At 62.8% G+C, this 19,371-nt stretch carries 21 protein-coding genes; 8 read left to right on the forward strand and 13 right to left on the reverse strand.

From position 1 onward, the window contains the following. Nucleotides 1–3: 3 nt before the first annotated feature. The 10 genes from AB8A27_RS12395 to fabD all read right to left on the reverse strand — a co-directional run bounded on the left by AB8A27_RS12395 (nt 4) and on the right by fabD (nt 9,287). On the reverse strand, nt 4–1,044 hold the full coding sequence (locus AB8A27_RS12395) for an ABC transporter ATP-binding protein (protein WP_441242166.1): 1,041 nt from the start codon (nt 1,042–1,044) through the stop codon (nt 4–6). Further along, nucleotides 1,041–1,829 carry an ABC transporter permease gene (locus tag AB8A27_RS12400; protein ID WP_441242167.1) on the reverse strand — a complete coding sequence of 263 codons (789 nt, stop codon included), beginning with the start codon at nt 1,827–1,829 and terminating at the stop codon, nt 1,041–1,043. The genes AB8A27_RS12395 and AB8A27_RS12400 overlap by 4 nt, the downstream gene beginning before the upstream one ends. Before the next feature lie 85 nt (nt 1,830–1,914). Beyond that, nucleotides 1,915–2,538 carry a TIGR00725 family protein gene (locus tag AB8A27_RS12405; protein WP_441242168.1) on the reverse strand — a complete coding sequence of 208 codons (624 nt, stop codon included), beginning with the start codon at nt 2,536–2,538 and terminating at the stop codon, nt 1,915–1,917. A gap of 4 nt (nt 2,539–2,542) precedes the next feature. Then, nucleotides 2,543–3,217 (reverse strand): guanylate kinase, encoded by a 675-nt coding sequence (gmk, locus tag AB8A27_RS12410; RefSeq protein ID WP_441242169.1) that lies wholly within the window; start codon nt 3,215–3,217, stop codon nt 2,543–2,545. 2 nt (nt 3,218–3,219) lie between these two features. Beyond that, a complete protein-coding gene (locus AB8A27_RS12415; protein WP_441242170.1) occupies nt 3,220–4,107 on the reverse strand; it encodes a YicC/YloC family endoribonuclease in 888 nt (295 codons plus the stop codon). Nucleotides 4,108–4,225: 118 nt separating this feature from the next. Then, the gene (gene mltG, locus AB8A27_RS12420; RefSeq protein WP_441242171.1) at nt 4,226–5,509 is read right to left on the reverse strand and encodes an endolytic transglycosylase MltG; all 1,284 of its coding nucleotides are present in this window, start codon (nt 5,507–5,509) and stop codon (nt 4,226–4,228) included. Between the two features lie 114 nt (nt 5,510–5,623). Then, nucleotides 5,624–6,889: a beta-ketoacyl-ACP synthase II gene (gene fabF, locus AB8A27_RS12425; protein ID WP_441242172.1), complete on the reverse strand. Its 1,266-nt coding sequence runs from the start codon at nt 6,887–6,889 to the stop codon at nt 5,624–5,626. A 141-nt stretch (nt 6,890–7,030) separates the two neighbouring features. Further along, nucleotides 7,031–7,270, reverse strand: a complete 240-nt coding sequence (locus tag AB8A27_RS12430; protein WP_006020277.1) for an acyl carrier protein — start codon at nt 7,268–7,270, stop codon at nt 7,031–7,033. 298 nt (nt 7,271–7,568) lie between these two features. Next, nucleotides 7,569–8,306, reverse strand: coding sequence for a 3-oxoacyl-[acyl-carrier-protein] reductase (gene fabG, locus AB8A27_RS12435; protein WP_089263936.1), 738 nt, complete (start codon nt 8,304–8,306; stop codon nt 7,569–7,571). 21 nt (nt 8,307–8,327) lie between these two features. Then, nucleotides 8,328–9,287: an ACP S-malonyltransferase gene (gene fabD, locus AB8A27_RS12440; protein WP_441242173.1), complete on the reverse strand. Its 960-nt coding sequence runs from the start codon at nt 9,285–9,287 to the stop codon at nt 8,328–8,330. Nucleotides 9,288–9,657: 370 nt separating this feature from the next. Between fabD and rpsF the strand changes: the two genes are divergently transcribed. The 4 genes from rpsF (at nt 9,658) to rplI (ending at nt 12,093) form a co-directional block, all read left to right on the forward strand. Continuing rightward, complete coding sequence (gene rpsF, locus AB8A27_RS12445; protein WP_092143972.1) at nt 9,658–10,125, forward strand: 30S ribosomal protein S6; 468 nt, start codon at nt 9,658–9,660, stop codon at nt 10,123–10,125. Between the two features lie 5 nt (nt 10,126–10,130). Further along, the gene (gene rpsR / locus AB8A27_RS12450; RefSeq protein WP_002711478.1) at nt 10,131–10,370 is read left to right on the forward strand and encodes a 30S ribosomal protein S18; all 240 of its coding nucleotides are present in this window, start codon (nt 10,131–10,133) and stop codon (nt 10,368–10,370) included. A 125-nt stretch (nt 10,371–10,495) separates the two neighbouring features. Next, a complete protein-coding gene (locus AB8A27_RS12455; protein ID WP_441242174.1) occupies nt 10,496–11,464 on the forward strand; it encodes a hypothetical protein in 969 nt (322 codons plus the stop codon). A 44-nt stretch (nt 11,465–11,508) separates the two neighbouring features. After that, entirely contained in the window at nt 11,509–12,093 is a 585-nt protein-coding gene (gene rplI, locus AB8A27_RS12460; protein WP_092143978.1) for a 50S ribosomal protein L9, read from the forward strand. Nucleotides 12,094–12,185: 92 nt separating this feature from the next. Here rplI and AB8A27_RS12465 read toward each other — a convergent pair whose 3' ends face one another. Continuing rightward, nucleotides 12,186–13,310: a hypothetical protein gene (locus tag AB8A27_RS12465; RefSeq protein WP_441242175.1), complete on the reverse strand. Its 1,125-nt coding sequence runs from the start codon at nt 13,308–13,310 to the stop codon at nt 12,186–12,188. Nucleotides 13,311–13,599: 289 nt separating this feature from the next. On the opposite strand from AB8A27_RS12465, the gene AB8A27_RS12470 reads away from it, so the two are divergent. Next, nucleotides 13,600–14,850 (forward strand): class I SAM-dependent methyltransferase, encoded by a 1,251-nt coding sequence (locus AB8A27_RS12470; RefSeq protein ID WP_441242176.1) that lies wholly within the window; start codon nt 13,600–13,602, stop codon nt 14,848–14,850. Between the two features lie 6 nt (nt 14,851–14,856). Here AB8A27_RS12470 and AB8A27_RS12475 read toward each other — a convergent pair whose 3' ends face one another. Next, nucleotides 14,857–15,072, reverse strand: coding sequence for a hypothetical protein (locus AB8A27_RS12475; RefSeq protein WP_441242177.1), 216 nt, complete (start codon nt 15,070–15,072; stop codon nt 14,857–14,859). A 358-nt stretch (nt 15,073–15,430) separates the two neighbouring features. Here AB8A27_RS12475 and AB8A27_RS12480 point away from each other — a divergent pair, with 358 nt between their 5' ends. Beyond that, nucleotides 15,431–16,930 (forward strand): replicative DNA helicase, encoded by a 1,500-nt coding sequence (locus tag AB8A27_RS12480; protein WP_092143987.1) that lies wholly within the window; start codon nt 15,431–15,433, stop codon nt 16,928–16,930. Nucleotides 16,931–16,961: 31 nt separating this feature from the next. Next, nucleotides 16,962–18,137, forward strand: a complete 1,176-nt coding sequence (gene alr, locus AB8A27_RS12485) for an alanine racemase (protein WP_441242178.1) — start codon at nt 16,962–16,964, stop codon at nt 18,135–18,137. Here alr and AB8A27_RS12490 read toward each other — a convergent pair. Further along, complete coding sequence (locus tag AB8A27_RS12490; RefSeq protein WP_441242179.1) at nt 18,134–18,520, reverse strand: tautomerase family protein; 387 nt, start codon at nt 18,518–18,520, stop codon at nt 18,134–18,136. The two genes, alr and AB8A27_RS12490, sit on opposite strands and share 4 nt — an antisense overlap. A gap of 77 nt (nt 18,521–18,597) precedes the next feature. Here AB8A27_RS12490 and AB8A27_RS12495 point away from each other — a divergent pair, with 77 nt between their 5' ends. Continuing rightward, complete coding sequence (locus AB8A27_RS12495) at nt 18,598–19,326, forward strand: sulfite exporter TauE/SafE family protein (RefSeq protein WP_441242180.1); 729 nt, start codon at nt 18,598–18,600, stop codon at nt 19,324–19,326. Nucleotides 19,327–19,371 lie beyond the last annotated feature (45 nt).

Consider the following 19,371-nt stretch of genomic DNA (forward strand, 5'->3'; position numbering starts at 1 on the left):
CCTTTATGAGGTCGGGGGAAGAAGGCGGATAGCATCGTGCGGGATGGTCACGCCGGTGATCGGCCCGCGCAGATGGGTTTCGAGACGGATGGCGCCGCCGGCGACGGCCATATCGATGCGTCTGACGGGACCTAGATAGCGGTCGGCCGACATGCTGCCCGCGAAGCAGCATGGATTGCTCGCGTCGACCGGCCCGGTGATGGGCTCGACGCGCTCGGGTCGTACAAACACGGTGACCTTCGTGCCAATGCTCTTGCCCTGCGTGTCGCAGGCCAGCGTGCCAATCGGCGTCGTCACCATGCCGTCGCCAGTCACACTGCCGGGCCACAGATTGGATTGTCCCACAAAGGCCGCGACACTGGCATCGGCCGGCGTCTCATAGAGTTCGCGCGGCGTGCCGATCTGTACGATGCGGCCGTCGCGCATCATCACGACCTTGTCGGCAATCGACAGCGCCTCTTCCTGATCATGCGTCACCAATAGCGTCGCAATGCCGGCCTGGCGCTGCACGCGCAGAATTTCGTCGCGCATTTCCAACCGCAATCCCGCATCGAGCGCCGACAGCGGCTCATCGAGCAGAAGACCTTGCGGCTCGAACACCAGCGCGCGCGCCAGCGCGACGCGTTGCTGCTGACCGCCCGACAATTCCGCTGGATAGTCTTCCGCGCGTTTGCCCATGCCGACACGTCCGAGCATCTCGATGGCTCGCGCGCGCCGTTCCTGTTTGGCGATACCGCGCACCTTCAGCGGATAGGCGATGTTTTCCCAAAGCCGCATATGCGGGAACAACGCATAGTTCTGAAACACGACACCCAGACGACGCGCCTCGGGCAGTGACGCGCCGACGTCCTTGCCATCGATCAGGATGCGCCCGGTGTCAGGCTTGAGGAAGCCCGCCAGCAATTTCAAAATCGTCGACTTGCCCGACCCCGACGCGCCGATGATGGCCAGCAATTCGCCGCGGCCAATCTCCAGGGCAATGTCGAACACACCAGTGCTCGTGCCGGGATAGCTATAGCTCACTTGATCGTATCGCAGCGTCACGCGCCTGCCCCCACTTTACGCCGGCCGGTGACCCGCGCCGTCAACCCGCTGGTCAGCGATGCGATCATCGCAAGCCCAAGCAATACGACGGTGGCCGCGCAGGCAAAGCCCGTCGCGCCGTAGAACGCCTGCAGCAGCACCACAGGATAGGTGCGCGACAGAAAGCCCGAGACCAGATTGGATAGTTGAAATTCACCGATCGACAGCGCCGCCACTGTCAGCATGCAGGACAGCAGGCTCGTATGCAGTTGGGGCAGTGTCACGTCCCAGATGCGTGCCGGAAACGACGCACCGAGCGTTGCGGCCGCGTGCTCGTATTCGGCAAGCCCGAGCTGATCCATATCAGCTACCAGCGCCGTCACCGTATAGGGCAGCGTCAATACGAGGTGCCCCGCCGCCAGTAGCCAGAAGCTGCCGAGCCACGGCAATGCATCCGACGAGAAGACGAGGATGAAGCCGAAAGCGAGAACCAGCTCGGGCACGGCAATCGGCATCAGCGTGACGATCCGCGCCGCAAGCCGCACACCACCCCGCGCGCCGGCGTGAATGGCGTAAGCCAACGGCAGTCCGATCAGGATGTTGAGAAGGCAGGTGGTCGCGACGATCTTCAGGCTGGTGGTGAAAGCGCGGCGAAAGCTCGGATCGCCAGCAACTTCCTGATACCAGCGCCAGGTGAAACCCGACGGCAGAAGCGTGCCGCTCCAGACTTCTCCGAAAGAACCGACGAACAGTAACAGGATGGGCGCCGCGAGAAAAATCAGATAGGCGATCGCGACGAACGGCACGAGCCATGTCCCCTGTCAGATGTGATGCTGAAGTCAGCGCCTCAGTATAACGGCGGCATATCAGTTTTATGACAGGGTGACAAAGTTATGCATTTGCGAGAATGCGTGCTGCAATGCGAGCGATGACGCCGTCGACATCGGCGACGCGCTCGACCGTATTCACCTCTGGCGCATCGGCCATCGCCAACACCAAGCGATTGAACTGTAGTCCGAGCGCCATCTCCGAGAGTGTGCCAACGCCGCCGCCGATCGCGACCAGCACGAGACATGCCCGCGCGATAATTGCATTGCGTGCCGGGCCGATGCCCGTCGCGATGGGAATGGCCACATAGGGATTGGCTGCGTGCCACTCTTCATCGGGGAGCAGACCGACGGGCATACCGCCCTCTTGCGCGTGGCCCTTGCATGCAGCTTCCATCACGCCGTTCTTGCCGCCGCACAACAGTTGCAGACCATGGCGCGCCAATGCTGCGCCCATCTGTTCGGCGAGATCGCGTTGCGCCTGCGTCGCCTCGCGCGGCCCGATGATGCCGATCGGCACACGGCGCAGCTTGTGCGTTGCCGCAAGCCGCAGCAGCGCCTCGGAAGCCGTTACGGCTTCCCCGCCCTGCTCCACCGCGGCGTCTCGCCACTTCAACGCCAGCGGATCGAATACCCGTGCGCCATCGCTGAGCTGCTGCGTGCGCTCATTCCAGAACAATGCCTGCATGGTATTAGCCTTCGAGTTCTTGCTGCAGCCCACGCACGAAGGACGTCAGTCCGGTACGACGCTCGCGCTTCAGACGTTCGGCCTTGAGGATCGACTGCACCTCGCTATAGGCCTCCTCCACATTGTGATTGATGACAATGTAGTCGTATTCGGCCCAGTGGCTCATCTCGTGGCTGGCGCGGCTCATGCGCCCGCGGATCACTTCGTCGGAGTCTTGCGCACGCGTATGCAGGCGCTTTTCCAGATCGGCTGCCGAGGGCGGCAGGATAAAGACGCTGACGACGTCGGCCCGCGCCTTCTCGCGCAATTGCTGCGTACCCTGCCAGTCGATATCGAACAGCACGTCATTGCCAGCCGAGAGCGCGGCTTCCACCGGTGCGCGCGGCGTGCCGTAACGGTTATCGAACACGGTGGCCCATTCGAGCAATTCGTTGCTCTTGGCCATTTTCTCGAAGCGCGGCTTGTCGACAAACATGTAGTCCTTGCCGTCGACCTCCCCCGGGCGCATCTGCCGCGTCGTCGCCGACACGGACAATTGCAGTCCCGGCATCCGATCGATCAGCAGCCGCGTCAATGTCGTCTTGCCGGCACCTGATGGTGATGACAGCACGAACATCAATCCGCGCCGTTCGACTCCATCAAAGCCAGCTTCTTCAGAATTTTGGCTGCCCCCGGACATGGTCACTCCAGATTCTGTACCTGTTCGCGGAATTGCTCGACCACGTTCTTCATCTCGAGGCCGGTGCTGGTCAATTCCAGATCATTGGATTTCGAGCAGCAGGTGTTGACCTCGCGGTTGAACTCCTGCGCCAGAAAATCAAGCCGGCGGCCGACCGGCCCGCCTTTCTTGATCATCTCGCGCGACTGCGAAATGTGCGACGCGATACGGTCGAGTTCTTCGCGGATGTCGGCCTTGGTCGCCATCATCAGCGCTTCCTGGTTCAGCCGATCAGAATCGAAACGATCAGAGGCTTCCAGCAGCGTCGCGATCTGTTCGGCAAGGCGCGCGCGAATGGCGTCCGGCTTGCGGCCCGGTGCGGCCTCGGCCTTCTTCGACAGCGTCTCGATCTCGCTCAGACGCTGGGACAGGAGTTCGCCGAGCGTCGTGCCCTCGCGCTTGCGCATCGCGGCCAGCGCAGTGAGCGCCTCTTCAAACGCTGCAGAGACGGCAGCCTTCGCCGCCTTGTCCTCGGCCTCATCCACCTCGGGCTCAACTACTTCGATGACACCCTTGATATTCATCAATCCATCGACGCTCGGCGCGACGGCGTCGATCTTTCCGGCGAGTTCGGCGGCAATGCGCAGCACCGAATTCAGCACCTCTTCGTTGATCTTCACGGTCGAGGCTGCGTTGCTGCGCTTAACGGTGAGGTTCGCGTAAACGGTCCCCCGCGACAGAACTTCGGTCGCGCGCTTGCGGGCAACCGCCTCAACTTCGTCGAAGCCCGGGGGCATCCGGAAGCGCAGATCGAAGCCCTTGGCATTGACGGACTTCAGCTCCCACTCGAAGCTGTAAGGCCCGCTGGTGCCGTGGCTTCGCGCAAAGCCGGTCATGCTCGACAACGCCATCGCGGAACGTCTCCAAAAATACGAGTAAGATTCGCAAGGCGCGAACCGGCTCAGGTTAGGGCCTTTTCAGGCCAAGGGGAATTCGACACGGAATTCAGCGCAGGCTTGGTAGTACGGCCTATTGCTGAACAACCGGCGGTGTACCCGTCGACTGTGCAGCGCCCTGACGGGCCGGAGCGGCTGGCGCAGGGGCCGTACGGGCACGCTGCTTGGCAGGCGCGGCGGGTCTCGTCGGGCTTGTACCGGTCGCTGCAGCGGGATCCGTGGGAGCTCCGGCAGGCGCAGCGGCGGCCTCTTCCGGCGGCTCGACGGCGTCGTTCTGGACGGCCTTCTCCATTGCGCGCAGCTTGCTGACGTTCTTCTGATGCGCGTCGTAGGTTTCGGTGAAGGTGTGACCGCCGGTGCCGTCGGCTACGAAGAACAGGTCGCGGGTGCGTGCCGGATTGGCAGTCGCCTCGAGCGAAGCGCGACCCGGATTGGCGATCGGGCCCGGCGGCAGGCCTTCCACCACATAGGTGTTGTAGGGCGACGGCTGCTGGATCTCGCTGCGCTTGATCGGACGACCCAATGTGCCCTTTCCGCCAACGATGCCATAGATGATCGTCGGATCGGACTGCAGCTTCATCTTCTGGCGCAGACGGTTGGCGAACACCGCGGCCACGCGGCTGCGCTCATCGGCGCGGCCGGTTTCCTTCTCGACGATCGAGGCGAGCGTCACCAGTTGCTCCGGCGTCTTTGCCGGAATGTCGACGTTACGGCGCTCCCAGACCTCGGCCAGGACGCGCTTCTGCAATTGCTGCATGCGCTGGATCACCTGGTCGCGCGGCGTGCCACGGGGGAATTTGTAGGTCTCGGGCAACAACGTGCCCTCGCGCGGCATTTCGCGGATCGAGCCGGTGAAGATGTCATTATCGGTCAAACGCGCAACGATCTGCTCGGAGGTCAGGCCTTCGGGGATCGTGATGGAGTGTTGCACAACCTTGCCTTCGACGATGGTGCCGATGACGTCGCGCAGATTGGCGTTCTTCTGGAACAGATACTCGCCGGGCTTCAGTTCGGAGCTGGCTTTCAGCGCAAACACAGCGCCGATGAAAACCCAACGATTCGCAGAGATCACGCCTTCGCGCAGCAGTGCTTCAGCAATGTCGCCCTTGCCCGCGCGCGCGGGGATATTGACGACCTTCTCTTCCTGCAGCGGTCCCGGCGCTTCGAGCGCCTGGCGACCATAGACGTAGGCGCCACCTGCACCGAGCATGGCGATGATGATGATGGTGATGATGGCATTGCCGGCAACCACGAGCGGATTGCGCGCATGATCGGAACGCTTCGGCGGCGGCGGAACCTGCTCCGGCTCCAGCGCAGCACGCGGACTCCTCGGCGAAATGGGCGGCCTCTCACTCATCGATAGTACCTGATCCTGTCGGTTCAATCGTGACGGGGACAAACACGATCCCCGTCAATAGCATACGCCCAGTGTAGGAATTTGCGCGGAATACGGCGAAACGGTGGAGGTTCTCTAACCAGCCACGCGCTGCAGGATCACGGACGCATTAGTACCGCCGAAACCGAATGAATTCGACAACGCAATATTGATCTCGCGCTTGCGCGGGGTCAACGCGACAAGATCGATCGCGGTTTCCACCGACGGATTGTCGAGATTGATCGTCGGCGGCGCGATGTTATCCCGAATCGCAAGCACGCAGAAGATGGCCTCGACCGCACCGGCCGCACCGAGCAGATGGCCGATCGACGACTTCGTCGACGACATCGACACTTTCGAGGCGGCATTGCCGAGCAGGCGCTGAACCGCGCCCAGTTCGATCTCATCGCCGAGCGGCGTCGAAGTGCCATGCGCGTTAATGTAGTCGATGTCAGCCGCGGAAATGCCGGCACGCTTCATCGCGGCGCTCATGCTGCGGAAACCGCCGTCGCCATCCGGGCTCGGTGACGTGATGTGATAGGCGTCGCCCGACATGCCGTAGCCAATGATTTCGGCATAGATGCGCGCGCCGCGCGCCTTGGCGTGCTCGTACTCCTCGAGCACGACGACACCGGCGCCCTCGCCCATGACGAAGCCATCGCGGTCCTTGTCGTAAGGCCGTGACGCCTTCTCGGGCGCTTCGTTGAAGTTGGTCGACAGCGCGCGTGCGGCCGCGAAGCCGGCCATCGCCAAACGGCTGATCGGCGACTCGGTGCCGCCGGCGACCATGACGTCGGCATCGCCGAGCGCGATCAGACGGCTGGCATCGCCGATCGCGTGCGCGCCGGTCGAACATGCCGTGACGACAGAGTGATTGGGGCCCTTGAGGCCGTGCTCGATCGAAACATAGCCCGAAGCGAGATTGATCAATCGGCCGGGAATGAAGAACGGTGACACCTTGCGCGGGCCGCGTTCTTTCAGAAGCAATGCGGTATCGGCAATGCCGGACAGACCACCGATGCCGGAGCCGATCATCACGCCGGTGGCGCAGCGATCGTCCTCATTGTCGGGGTGCCAGTTGGCATCGTCGAGCGCCTGCTTGGCGGCACACATCGCATAGATGATGAAGTCGTCGACCTTGCGCTGGTCTTTCGGCTCCATCCACTGGTCGGGATTGAAGGTATCGCCCGTGCCGTCACCGCGCGGAATCACGCAGGCGATCTGGCTGGTGAGATCGGATACATCGAATGTATCGATGCGCTTTGCTCCGCTCTCACCGTTGAGGATGCGCTTCCAGGTCGGCTCGACGCCGCAGCCAAGTGGCGACACCATGCCAAGGCCTGTGACGACCACCCGCCTCATTGTCGTACCTCCGCGGCCCATGCTTGAGCCGCCCATCTTTGAGTCAATGCGTCTTGAGCAAATACCTGCGCTTCACAGCAAGAAGCCGGTGGACCGCAAAACCGCAATCCGTCCGGCTTCAAAATGTGCCGCGCGAAAGCGTCAGCTCTTTGCGTTCTTCTCGAGAAACTTGGTGGCATCGCCGACGGTCAGAATCGTCTCGGCGGCGTCGTCCGGAATTTCGCAGCCGAACTCTTCTTCGAACGCCATCACGAGCTCGACAGTATCAAGGCTGTCAGCGCCGAGATCATCGATGAAGCTCGCGGCATCGACCACCTTCTCGGGTTCGACACCAAGGTGTTCGACCACGATCTTCTTCACTCGCTCGCCAATCTCGCTCATCTTCAACCTCGTAATTGTTACATTGGGCCCGTCCGCAGACGATACGAGCCATCGTGGAGCGTTTAACTCGTTAAACCTTGCGCAGTTGCGCGTCTTAAGGATTGACCCCGTCGTCCCGGACGGAGCCTCGCGAAAACGGCAGGCTCGTCCCCGCCAATATACAGGGTTTCAAATTCCTGCAATGGCCTTCTTTGCCCCACCGTAGAGGCTTCGGTTACCATACTTCATTTGGCTTGACCACATAGCCCGGTGACCGTCCAAACCTCAATTAAATCACGGCGTTGGGGTTCCCCAACGCTTAAATCATCGCCATGCCGCCATTGACATGAATCGTCTGTCCGGTGACGTAAGCCGCCTCATTTGAGCTCAGATAGACCGCCGCTGCCGCAATATCTTCCGGCGAGCCGAGACGCCCTGCCGGCACCTTGGTCAGAATCGTTTCGCGCTGCTTGTCATTCAGCACATCGGTCATCGGCGTTGCGATGAATCCGGGTGCGATGCAATTGGCCGTTACATTGCGTTTGGCGTATTCCGCACCCAGCGTCTTCATCATGCCGATCAGGCCGGCTTTCGCCGCGGTGTAATTCCCCTGCCCGGGATTTCCGGTGACGCCGACCACCGAAGTGATCGCAATGATGCGGCCGAAGCGCTTGCGCATCATCAGTTTGGTGGCAGCGCGTGCAAGGCGAAAGGTTGCGGTCAGATTGACGTTGATAACGTCGTCCCAATCCTCATCCTTGAGCTGTACGAACAGATTGTCGCGGGTGATGCCGGCATTGCTGACGAGAATGTCGAGCTGGCCCATGGCCTTCTCCGCTGATGGCACCAACTCCTCGACCTCAGCGGCGTTGGAAAGATTGCACGGCAGCACATGCGTGCGATCACCGAGCTTCGCGGCCAGCGTCTCCAGAACCGCCTTGCGCGTTCCGGACAGCGCCACCGTCGCGCCCTGAGCGTGCAGAGCCGTGGCGATGGCTTCGCCGATGCCGCCGGTCGCGCCGGTCACCAGCGCCGTCTTGCCTGTCAAATCGAACATCTTGTCTTCTCCTCTGGCCGCTTACGCCGAACGCGCTGCTGCGAGCGCATCCTTGGCGGCGGCAATATCATTGGGTCCTCCGACGGCGACACCGACGGCGCCTTCGGCAATACGTTTGACGAGTCCGCTCAGCACCTTGCCGGAGCCGACTTCAAGAAAGCGGGTCACGCCCTGGCCTGCCATATAGGATACGCATTCGCGCCAGCGCACGGTGCCGGTGACCTGCTCGACCAGGCGGCGGCGGATTTCATCGGGATCCGAGATAGGGGCGGCCAATACGTTGGACACCAGCGGCACTGCAGGCTTGTTGATCGTGACCTTGGCCAGCGCCTCAGCCATCACGTCGGCGGCGGGCTGCATCAGGCTGCAATGGAACGGCGCCGACACCGGCAGCAGCATCGCGCGCTTGGCGCCCTTGGTCTTGGCGATTTCCAGCGCGCGTTCGACCGCAGCCTTGTTGCCGGACACGACCACCTGACCACCGCCATTGTCGTTGGCGGCGTGACAGACTTCGCCCTGCGCAGCTTCTTCAGCCACGGCCACGGCAGTCTCGTAATCAAGGCCGAGCAACGCAGCCATGGCGCCGACGCCCACCGGCACGGCCTTCTGCATGGCCAGACCGCGGGTCCGCAGCAGGCGTGCCGCGTCTGTAACGGAGAGGCTTCCGGCCGCGGCCAACGCCGAATATTCGCCGAGCGAGTGGCCCGCCACGAAAGCGGCATCCCCGGCCAGCGAGATACCAGCCTCGGCCTCGAGTACCCGCATGGTCGCCAGCGACACCGCCATCAGGGCCGGCTGGGCGTTTTCGGTCAATTGCAGGGTTTCGGCCGGGCCATCCCAGATAATGCCGGTCAACTTCTCATTCAGGGCCGAATCGACCTCGTCGAACACGGCTTTGGCGGCGGGAAATGAATCCGCCAGCGCCTTGCCCATGCCGACAGCCTGGGAACCCTGCCCCGGAAATGTAAATGCTGCGGTCATTGACGCCCCGTCATGTTTTTTGGCTTAAAGTCATGCAAACGTGCGCCGTAAGACACTGGCCTGACCTGGAATGTCAAGTTGCAGCACCCGGGAAGAACCCAGAATCCGGGTTCCCGCCCCTCTCCGGAATCCCGGCATTTACCCCCTGTTTCGCTTGCCATTGCCCGGAAAATCCGTATAAGGCTCCGATCTGCAGATCCCGGCCGGGAGCTGAACGGACGGTCACAGCAAAATCACACACAGGTTTGTTGAGATAGGGCCAGTCGGTCCGTCGTCCCGTGCTCCCGCCTTCTGAGCAATATCGAGTCCTTTCCATAAGGGTTCGAAGGGCTTGCCGCCGGGAAACGCGCTAACCTTGGAAAGGACAGCCATGCCTCTTTATGAGCATGTATTTCTCGCACGTCAGGATGCGAGCGCACAGCAGGTCGAAGACCTCACCACCCAGTTTACGGGCATCGTCGAAGGTCTCGGCGGCAAGGTCGTGAAGATGGAAAACTGGGGCGTACGCTCCCTGACCTATCGCATGAACAAAAATCGTAAGGCGCACTTTGTGCTCCTGAACATCGACGCTCCGTCGGCGGCCGTGACCGAAGTCGAGCGCCAGGAGCGGATCAGCGAAGACGTCATCCGTTACCTGACCGTCCGCGTCGAAGAGCACGAGGAAGGCCCATCAGCCATGATGCGTAAGGCCGATCGCGATCGTGAGCGCGACGACCGTGGTGGTGGCTTCCGTGGTGACCGCGAAGGCGGTTTCCGTGGCGACCGTGAAGGTGGTGGTTTCCGTGGCGACCGTGGTCCGCGCCGTTCGCGCGACGACGAAGCAGCGGTTGAGGAGTAAGAATAATGGCTGAAGCTGGTGCACGTCGTCCGTTTTTCCGCCGCCGCAAGACCTGCCCGTTCACGGGTCCGAACGCGCCGAAGATCGACTACAAGGATTCCAAGTTGCTGATGCGTTACGTCTCCGAGCGCGGCAAGATCGTGCCGAGCCGCATCACTGCCGTCTCCGCCAAGAAGCAGCGTGAACTCGCCCGCGCCATCAAGCGCTCGCGTTTCCTCGGCCTGCTGCCCTACGTTATCCGCTAAGGCGGTTTTCGGCCGGCGGCCTCGCGCCGCCGGTCGTTTCTATTTCTCATAAGGCTTCCGGGTCGTCCGGTCGCCGATGGTTGGGGCTTAGAGCCTCTAACCGCTCGAAGGGGGCGGGACAGCTGATGATCGCAAGTCTTCTCATCGCGTTTGCCGCCGGCGCTGCCTCAGCGCTGATGTTCGCCTCGATCATTTCGGGCGCGTTGATTTCCCTTTTGCTGTTCTATCTCGCGCCGCTGCCATTGATGGTGGCTGGTCTCGGCTGGGGCCCGACCACCGCTGCCATCGGCGGCATCGCGGCCGCCACCTCCCTCGGCCTGCTGTTCGGCATGCCTTATCTCGCCGCCTTCGTCTTCACCGTGGCGCTGCCCGCCTGGTGGCTCGGACATCTGGCGTTGCTTGGCCGCCCCGTTGTTGCGGAAGTGCCCGGCGCAAATGGCGCCGCCACAACGCCGCCCGTGGTCGAATGGTATCCGGTCGGCCGCATACTGCTATGGACGGCAGGTTTCGCCGCTTTCACCACCATGGGCGCACTACTGACTCTTGGCACTGATGGCGACACCATCGTCTCATCGCTGCGACGCGCTTTGACACGCATCCTGGGATCGCGCGGCGGTGCTGGCGACTCTGAACAGGTCATCAATGCGCTGGTGACGATCGCTCCGGCGGCGGCCGCCATCGTCGCGATCATGACGCTGACGCTCAATCTCTGGCTTGCCGGCCGCATCACCGTAACATCGGGACGGCTGAATCGGCCGTGGCCCGAACTGAAATCCGCAGCGTTGCCGCCGATGACGATGGTCGCGCTGTGTCTGGCCATCGCGCTGTCCTTCATGGGCGGCATTGTCGGCATCTTTTCGCAGATCGTCACCTCGGCGCTGATGATGGCCTATGCCCTCACCGGCTTCGCTGCGCTGCATACGCTGACCATGGGCATGAAGAGCCGTGTGATGGTGCTCGGCCTGACCTACGCCATGGTGCTCGTCCTCGGCTGGCCGATCCTCACCATGGTTGGCCTCGGCCTCGCCGATGCCTTCTTCGGATTTCGCCAACGTTTTCTCGCACGCAGGCCACCGTCATCGACGGTGGTCTGACCAACTTACCTCAACACCTACTCAACATTTAAAGGAGAACGATCATGGAAGTCATTTTGCTCGAACGCGTCGCCAAGCTCGGCCAGATGGGCGAAGTCGTCCGCGTCAAGGACGGCTACGGCCGCAACTTTCTGCTGAAGCGTGGCAAGGCGCTGCGCGCCACCGCCGACAACCGCGCCAAGTACGACGGCATGAAGGCTGATCTCGAAGCCAACAACATCAAGGCCAAGGCGGAAGCCACCAAGGTTGCCGAGAAGATCGACGGCCGCAACGTCGTCGTCATCCGTCAGGCATCGGAAACCGGCCAGCTGTTCGGCTCGGTGTCGGTGCGCGACATCATCGCGACCTTCGAAGCCGATGGCGTCACCTTCGCCCGCAGCCAGGTTCTGCTCGACGCGCCGATCAAGACCATCGGCCAGCACGCGATCTCGATCGCCGTGCATCCGGAAGTCGAAGTCAGCGTCAGCGTCACCGTTGCCCGTTCGGCCGACGAAGCCGAGCGCATCAACCGCGGCGAAGACATCTCGAGCCGTCAGGAAGATCAGGACGCAGCCGCCGAGGCTCTCGCCGCCGCCGGCGAGTTCTTCGATCCCGACGCACAGGGCAACGCCGAAGAAGACAACGGCTGATCCCATCCGCGAGAGCTTCTGCTCAAACGAGAAAAGCCCGGCCAATCTGGCCGGGCTTTTTTTGTTCGGTCGTTCGAACGGCGACTGATGGTCTACTGCGAGATTGGCGGCAACGGCGGGCCTGACGAGGCAGGAGGCGCCGGTGGTGCAGCAGACGCCGGAGGCGGTGGCGGCGGCGCAGCAGGAGCCGGTGAAGCTGCAGGTGCCGGGGCTGCAGGGGCCGGCGCTGGCGGAGCTGCGGCTGGCGGAGGCGTTGGAGCTGCAGGTGCCGGGGTCGGCACCGCTGCAGGCGGAGACGCAGGAGCCACAGGTGCGGGAGTCGGTGCTGCTGCGGGCGGAGACGCAGGGGCTGCCGGCGCAGGAGGCGCGGGCTCGGCTGGCACCGGACGGCTTTCACCTTCAGGCGCCTTCGGTGCCGGCGTAACCGACGGAACGGGATCCGAACGAAGTGGAGGCGTCTCAGGCTTGGCTTCGGGCTTCGCCTCGGGTTTGCTTTCTTCAGCGGGCTTCGCCGCGGGCTCAGTCCTGGCAGGCTCGGTCCTGGCAGGCTCCGGCCTTGGCTCAGCCTTCGGCTCAGTCTTGGGTTCGACCTTGGGCTCGTCCTTCACAGGTTCGGCCTTCGGCGGCTCTTCCTGATGGCGGCGGCCCTTCTTCCCGAGCTTCTGCTTCTGTGCAGGACGCTCCGCCTCCGCGGCAGCAGGCGACGGCGCGTCCGCAGGCTTCGCCGCATCCGGCCTGGCATCTGGATTCTCTGCCGTCGGTCGTGCCTGCCGCTTGGCATTGCGGCCCTGGCGCGTGCCAGGCTCGGCCTGAGCTGGCGCAACATCGGCATCGGGCTTCGCGGCCTCCTGCGGGCGTAGCCGGCGGCCGGGTGGCGTTGCCTCCGGCGGCGCAGCACCGGGCCTGGCATCGGCCGGGGCTGGCTTCTGCTCGGTCGAGAGCTCACGGCCCTGACGCGTCAGGTTATCCCCGGCAGGGCGGCGGTCGGCCGCCCCGTTGGACACGACATAAGCGGCCATCGACGCCGCCATATCTGTACTTGTGGTGTAGTGCTGGCGCAGGAAGGTCGGCAGCGCACCGGGCGCCACGGTCTTCAACAGCCCGCGCGGACTTTTATGGCAGACGGCACAGCCGCCTGCGAAAATCTGGGAGGGTGACTTTCCGGCTTCAAGATTTTGGGCCTGTACCGGGACTGCCGCGAAGCTAATCAGGAGCATCACCGTCGCTAAACTGAGCGCTCGGCTCAACATTTCAATCTCCTGATGTGGCTGGCTTAATCACGCGGATCACCTTGTATCCGATTGTGACGTGAATGGAAGCATCGACATATCGCAACGATGTGATCGGAACAATCGGGATGGCCGCATTGCAGCGTGCGCATTGGCACAGGCGGTGCACCACTACTATCATCTACCTGAGAGCTAAGGAGACAGTTGATCTCGTGCACAGCGGGAAGTTACGCTGCTGGTTCGGTTTGCGCGTGATCGGATCATTGGGGTGATATCCATGGACCGTCTGTTGCGTTTCTTCTTGAGTCAGTACATTCGGCGGGGGACCATAACCTTCACCACCGCCTCTGGCCAACAATTCACGTTCGGTGATGGATCCGGCCCTCCCGTCTCCGCCCGCTTCGTCACCAAAGCCGCCCAACGCCGACTACTTCTCGATCCCGAACTGGCACTCGGCGAGATATTCATGGACGGGCTCCTCATTATGGAGCGCGGCACCATTGCCGACCTGCTCGCCGTCGCCCTGAACCAGCCTGACATGGCGCCCCGCTGGGCCAAGCTGCAATGGTGGCTCCGCTACATCCTGCGCCACGCCCAACAGTTCAATCCCCGCAAGCGCTCGCGCAACAACGTTGCCCATCACTACGATCTCGACGCCCGGCTCTACTCGTTGTTTCTGGATGCCGACAAGCAATATAGCTGCGCCTATTTCGAAGGACCGGATGCGACCCTGGACGATGCCCAGCTCGCCAAGAAGCGCCACCTCGCGGCCAAGATGCTCATCGAAAAAGGCCAACGGGTGCTCGACATCGGCTCCGGCTGGGGCGGGCTTGGGCTCTATCTGGCAGAGATGACCGGAGCCAATGTCACCGGTGTTACGCTCTCGACCGAGCAGCTTCAGGTGGCCAAAGCTCGTGCCGTCGAGAAAAACCTCGCTGACCGGGCGAAATTCCTGCTTCAAGACTATCGCGACGTGCCTGGTCCGTTCCACCGCATAGTTTCGGTCGGCATGTTCGAGCATGTCGGCGTCGATCACTACGACACGTTCTTCAAGCGTTGCGCCGAACTGCTGACCACTGACGGCGTCATGGTTCTGCATTCGATCGGCCGGCCCGAAGGACCGGGCATCACCAATCCATGGGTCGCCAAGTATATTTTCCCCGGCGGCTACATCCCTGCTTTGTCGGAAGTTCTCCCGGCGATCGAACGGGCCGGGTTGCTGGTTTCCGACATCGAGATCCTGCGGCTGCATTATGCCGAGACACTCAAGGCATGGCGCGAGCGCTTCATGGCACGACGCGAGGAAGCCGTACGACTCTATGACGAGCGCTTCGCGCGGATGTGGGAGTTTTATCTGGCGGCGTCCGAAATGTCGTTTCGCATGCAGAACGTGATGAACTTCCAGATCCAGCTCACCAAGCGTCAGGACGTGGTGCCCTTCACGCGAGATTATATAGGTCAGGAAGAAGAGCGGCTTCGAGCCAGGGAAAGGACCCAGCAACCGCGTCTGCAGATTGCCGGCGAATAGGCTGGTCTAGTGCTGGAATAGGAGCGTCGCTTGCCGGCGGCGCAAAACAGGCCGCGGCCGCAAAATGGCGGGGCGCTGGAGGTGCGCTTTGGCGGCGGAGAGCGCTTTCGTATCGCATGGCACATTTTCAAGCTGCGCGGTGCGCTCGAACGTGTCGATCAGCGTGGACAACCACGCAGAACCGTCGGTTCCGGCATCGGGATGTGGGTGACGCTGGCCCATGGATTTATCCTTCGCCTCTTATTCGCTCTGAAGCCAACGCCCGGCTCCCCTTGAGGTTCCGGCAGCGCCGTCCCTGCCAACGGCTGGCTCTCTTATAAGTGCGAGAGATCGCCATCAGGTTCAGGCGCGGGCGCCAATTTTTCCGGGTTCCTTAAGCAATGATTCAGACCCTCCCCCTTGCTGCCACCGAGGCGTCAAGCGCAATGCTTGGTTCAGGCGCAAATCCCGCCGGCCCGATGTGGGAATCGTGCATAAGGCCTGACCGCATCCTTTCGTTCGCCGCGGGCGAAGCGCTTAGTCCAACGCCGCGCGTCACGACGCCGTTCATCCGCCCAATTCAGAAGACCCAATAAAGACCATGGCCGCATTCGATTCGAACGTTCTCAAGCTCACTCCCGAGGCGGGCACGCCGGCCTATCGGACGGCACCGCACAATATCGAGGCGGAACAGGGTGTGCTGGGCGCGATCCTGGTCAATAACGACGCGTTCTACCGGGTCTCGGACTTCCTCAAGGCCGAGCATTTCTTCGAGCCGATCCACCAGACGATCTTCGAGACGGCCGCCAGCATCGTACGCGCCGGCAAGATCGCCACCCCGGTGACGCTGAAGACCTTCCTGCCGACCGATACGGACCTGGGCGGCATGACCGTGGGCCAGTATCTCGCCCGCCTCGCCGCCGAAGCGACCACCATCATCAATGCGCAGGATTACGGCCGCACGATCTATGAACTGGCGATCCGCCGCCAGCTGATCAATGTCGGCGAGGACATGGTCAACGTCGCTTATGACGCACCGGTGGACTTCGCCCCCCGCGCCCAGATCGAGGATGCCGAGCGCCGGCTGTATGAACTGGCCGAAGCCGGCCGCTATGACGGCGGCTTCCAGCGCTTCTCCCAGGCGATGACCACTGCGCTGGACATGGCGGCCAACGCCTATCAGCGCGACGGCAAGCTGTCCGGCATCTCCACCGGCCTGCGCGACCTCGATGCCCGCATGGGCGGCCTGCAGCGCTCTGACCTCCTCGTGCTCGCCGGCCGTCCCGGCATGGGCAAGACCTCGCTCGCCACCAACATCGCCTACAACATCGCCGCGGCCTACCAGTCCGAAGTGCAGCCCGACGGCAGCATGAAGACCATCAATGGCGGCGTCGTCGGCTTCTTCTCCTGCGAAATGTCGGCCGAACAGCTCGCCACGCGTATTCTGGCCGAGCAGACCGAAATTTCATCGAGTGCGATCCGCCGCGGCGGCATCACGCAAGCCGAATTCGACAAGATCCGCGACTACACGATCAAGCTGCAGAACCTGCCACTCTATGTCGACGAAACCGGTGGCCTGTCGATTTCGCAGCTCACCGCCCGTGCCCGCCGCCTGAAGCGGCAAAAGGGCCTCGACGTCATCATGGTGGACTACATCCAGCTGCTGCAGGGCTCTGGCAAGCGCTCGGACAACCGCGTGCAGGAAGTCACCGAGATCACCACCAGCCTCAAGGCGCTGGCGAAGGAATTGAACTGCCCGGTGGTGGCCCTGTCGCAGCTCTCGCGTCAGGTCGAAAATCGCGAAGACAAGCATCCGCAGCTCTCCGACCTGCGTGAATCCGGATCGATCGAACAGGACGCCGACGTGGTCGTCTTCGTCTATCGCGAGGAATACTACCTGCAGGCCAAGGAGCCACGGGCCGGCACGCCCGAGCACGAGAAATGGCAGCTCGATATGGATCTTGCGCATGGTAAGGCCGAAGTCATTATCGCCAAGCAGCGTCACGGCCCCACCGGCACCGTCGATCTGCAGTTCGAAGGCCAGTTCACGCGCTTCAGCGATCTCGCCGGCGGCTCCCAGTTCCGCGCCCCTGAGGAGTGATGCGCACGTCATTGCGCGTCAGGAAGTTGCGATGAACACCGTCACGGACCCGAAACCGACAACTCAGGCCGGCAACGAGCTGCCTGCAGACGCCAGCGGCGTCCTGACCATCGATCTCGACGCTATCGTCGCCAACTGGCGCAAGCTGGAGAAGCACGGCGTTCCTGCCGAATGCGGCGCCGCGGTGAAGGCCGACGCCTATGGCTGCGGCATCACACCGGTCGTAGGTGCGCTGGCGAAGGCCGGCTGCAAGACCTTCTTCGTTGCGACCTTCGACGAAGCCCGCGCCGCGCGCGCCGCCGCGCCCGATGCGGCGATCTATCTGCTGAACGGCTTCCCACCCAATTCCGGCGATGCGCTGGCTGCCATCAATGTGCAGCCCGTGATCGGCGATCTCAACGAACTCGCCGAATGGGACATATTTTGCCGCCGCACCGGCTGGAAGGGCGGCGCGGCCGTGCATATCGACACCGGCATGAACCGGCTCGGCCTCAGCCTGGTCGATGTCCGGGGTCTGATCCCGCGCCTCGGTTCCGGTGATCACGGCTTCACGCTGGTGATGAGCCACCTCGCCTGCGCCGAACAACTGCACAATCCGATGAATGCCCGGCAATATTCCAGTTTCCGCGAGGCTTCCTCACTGTTCTCCGGCGTGCCTGCATCCCTCGCGAATTCGTCGGGCATCTATCTCGGCGCGGCCTATCAGTTCGATCTGACGCGTCCGGGCGCCGCACTCTACGGTGTCAATCCCACGCCGGAAGCCGACAATCCGATGGCACCCGTGGTCGATCTCAAGGTGCGCATCCTGCAGACCCGCAGCGTCGAGCGCGGTGACAGCGTCGGCTACGGCGCCACCTGGACCGCACGGCGTCCGACCAGACTTGCGATCATTGCGGCTGGTTATGCCGACGGCTATTTCCGCGCTGCCGGCAGCAGCGACGGCACCCGCGGCGCCGAGGTCATCATCGCCGGCCAGCGCTGCCAGATCGCCGGCCGTATCTCCATGGATCTGCTCGCGGTGGATATCACCGACCTGCCCCACAACGCTGCCCGCCGTGGCCATCTGGCAACGCTGATCGGCGACGGCATCACTGTCGACGAACTCGCGCATCACTACGGCACCATCGCCTATGAGGTGCTGACCAGCCTCGGCCGGCGCTACCTGCGGGTCTACAAGGGTGGCGACGGCACCGCCGCGACGTCCTAGACGTCCACTTTGAAGCGAAGTTCGATCTCGGAGGCTGGCAGGCCGCCGCGCACGCCCCAGTTCTCCAAAGGCTGCTCGTTCAGGACAATCTTGATCTCGAGTTCCGGAACGCCGAGCGTCGCAAGGTTCTGCACGATCGTCTTGTAGAGGCTGCGCTTGGCCTCGATGGAGCGGCCGGCGAACATCGCGATCTCGACCCGTGTGAAACGCTGCGAGCGCCCGGTCGGAACGATGCGCTGCGTCTCGCTATAGATGTCCACCGTCACGTCGCGGTCCCAGTCGGGAATTTTGAGCGCCGCCAGCATCGCCGACTGCACGGCCTCGATGACCTCGATCTCGCGGCCCCGCGCCCATTCTCCGGTGACAATTCTTGTGACTGGCATCGCCCTCTCCCGTCGGATCGGTTGCACCTACACGACTGGAGCGCTCTTGTAACGTCCCGCGCTGGGAGAGTCGCGCCTTGAACTTCATCTTCGTCTGCACAGTCGGCCTGATCGCCGGCACCATTTCCGGGATCGTCGGCACCGGCTCATCGATCATGCTGATGCCGGTACTGGTCTGGCAGTTCGACCCGAAGCAAGCCGTGCCGATCATGGCGGTCGCCGCCGTAATGGCCAACCTGTCGCGCATCCTCGCCTGGTGGCGCGAGGTCGACTGGCGCGCCACCGCCGCCTATTCGCTCACCGGCATTCCAGCGGCGGCGCTCGGAGCCCGCACGCTGCTGGTGCTGCCGTCGCATGTTGTCGATCTCACCATCGGACTGTTCTTCATTGCCATGGTGCCACTGCGCCACTGGCTGGCGCGGCACTCCTTCACCATCAGCCTGTGGCAACTCGCGCTTGGCGGCGCGATCATCGGCTATCTCACCGGCATCGTCGTCTCCAGCGGGCCACTCAGCGTGCCGCTGTTTCTGTTTTACGGCCTCGCCAAGGGCGCCTTCCTCGCCACCGAAGCCGCGAGTTCGCTCGGCCTCTATCTCAGCAAGTCGGTCACCTTCCAACGGTTTGGCGCGCTCGATCTCGACGTGCTTATGAAAGGCCTGATCGCAGGCGCCTCACTGATGGCCGGCGCCTTCATCGCCAAACGCTACGTGCTGAAACTAAGCGTCGAGACGTTCCGCCTGGTCATGGACGGGATCATGCTTCTGGCAGGCGCAAGCATGGTGCTGTCGGGGGTGGCGCTGATCTAGAGCGTGTACTCACAAATCGCGGTAAGTATGTCCGCTATCCCCGCG

Source organism: Tardiphaga sp. 768_D3_N2_1 (assembly GCF_052076105.1).
Classification (GTDB): Bacteria; Pseudomonadota; Alphaproteobacteria; order Rhizobiales; family Xanthobacteraceae; genus Tardiphaga.

Coding starts and splice junctions, on each gene's coding strand:
- AB8A27_RS12405 (WP_441242168.1), bottom strand. CDS start 2,538: ATGCAGGCATTGTTCTGGAATGAGCGCACGCAGCAGCTCAGCGATGGC.
- gmk (WP_441242169.1), bottom strand. CDS start 3,217: ATGTCCGGGGGCAGCCAAAATTCTGAAGAAGCTGGCTTTGATGGAGTC.
- AB8A27_RS12415 (WP_441242170.1), bottom strand. CDS start 4,107: ATGGCGTTGTCGAGCATGACCGGCTTTGCGCGAAGCCACGGCACCAGC.
- mltG (WP_441242171.1), bottom strand. CDS start 5,509: ATGAGTGAGAGGCCGCCCATTTCGCCGAGGAGTCCGCGTGCTGCGCTG.
- fabF (WP_441242172.1), bottom strand. CDS start 6,889: ATGAGGCGGGTGGTCGTCACAGGCCTTGGCATGGTGTCGCCACTTGGC.
- AB8A27_RS12430 (WP_006020277.1), bottom strand. CDS start 7,270: ATGAGCGAGATTGGCGAGCGAGTGAAGAAGATCGTGGTCGAACACCTT.
- fabG (WP_089263936.1), bottom strand. CDS start 8,306: ATGTTCGATTTGACAGGCAAGACGGCGCTGGTGACCGGCGCGACCGGC.
- fabD (WP_441242173.1), bottom strand. CDS start 9,287: ATGACCGCAGCATTTACATTTCCGGGGCAGGGTTCCCAGGCTGTCGGC.
- rpsF (WP_092143972.1), top strand. CDS start 9,658: ATGCCTCTTTATGAGCATGTATTTCTCGCACGTCAGGATGCGAGCGCA.
- rpsR (WP_002711478.1), top strand. CDS start 10,131: ATGGCTGAAGCTGGTGCACGTCGTCCGTTTTTCCGCCGCCGCAAGACC.
- AB8A27_RS12455 (WP_441242174.1), top strand. CDS start 10,496: ATGATCGCAAGTCTTCTCATCGCGTTTGCCGCCGGCGCTGCCTCAGCG.
- rplI (WP_092143978.1), top strand. CDS start 11,509: ATGGAAGTCATTTTGCTCGAACGCGTCGCCAAGCTCGGCCAGATGGGC.
- AB8A27_RS12465 (WP_441242175.1), bottom strand. CDS start 13,310: ATGCTCCTGATTAGCTTCGCGGCAGTCCCGGTACAGGCCCAAAATCTT.
- AB8A27_RS12470 (WP_441242176.1), top strand. CDS start 13,600: ATGGACCGTCTGTTGCGTTTCTTCTTGAGTCAGTACATTCGGCGGGGG.
- AB8A27_RS12475 (WP_441242177.1), bottom strand. CDS start 15,072: ATGGGCCAGCGTCACCCACATCCCGATGCCGGAACCGACGGTTCTGCG.
- AB8A27_RS12480 (WP_092143987.1), top strand. CDS start 15,431: ATGGCCGCATTCGATTCGAACGTTCTCAAGCTCACTCCCGAGGCGGGC.
- alr (WP_441242178.1), top strand. CDS start 16,962: ATGAACACCGTCACGGACCCGAAACCGACAACTCAGGCCGGCAACGAG.
- AB8A27_RS12490 (WP_441242179.1), bottom strand. CDS start 18,520: ATGCCAGTCACAAGAATTGTCACCGGAGAATGGGCGCGGGGCCGCGAG.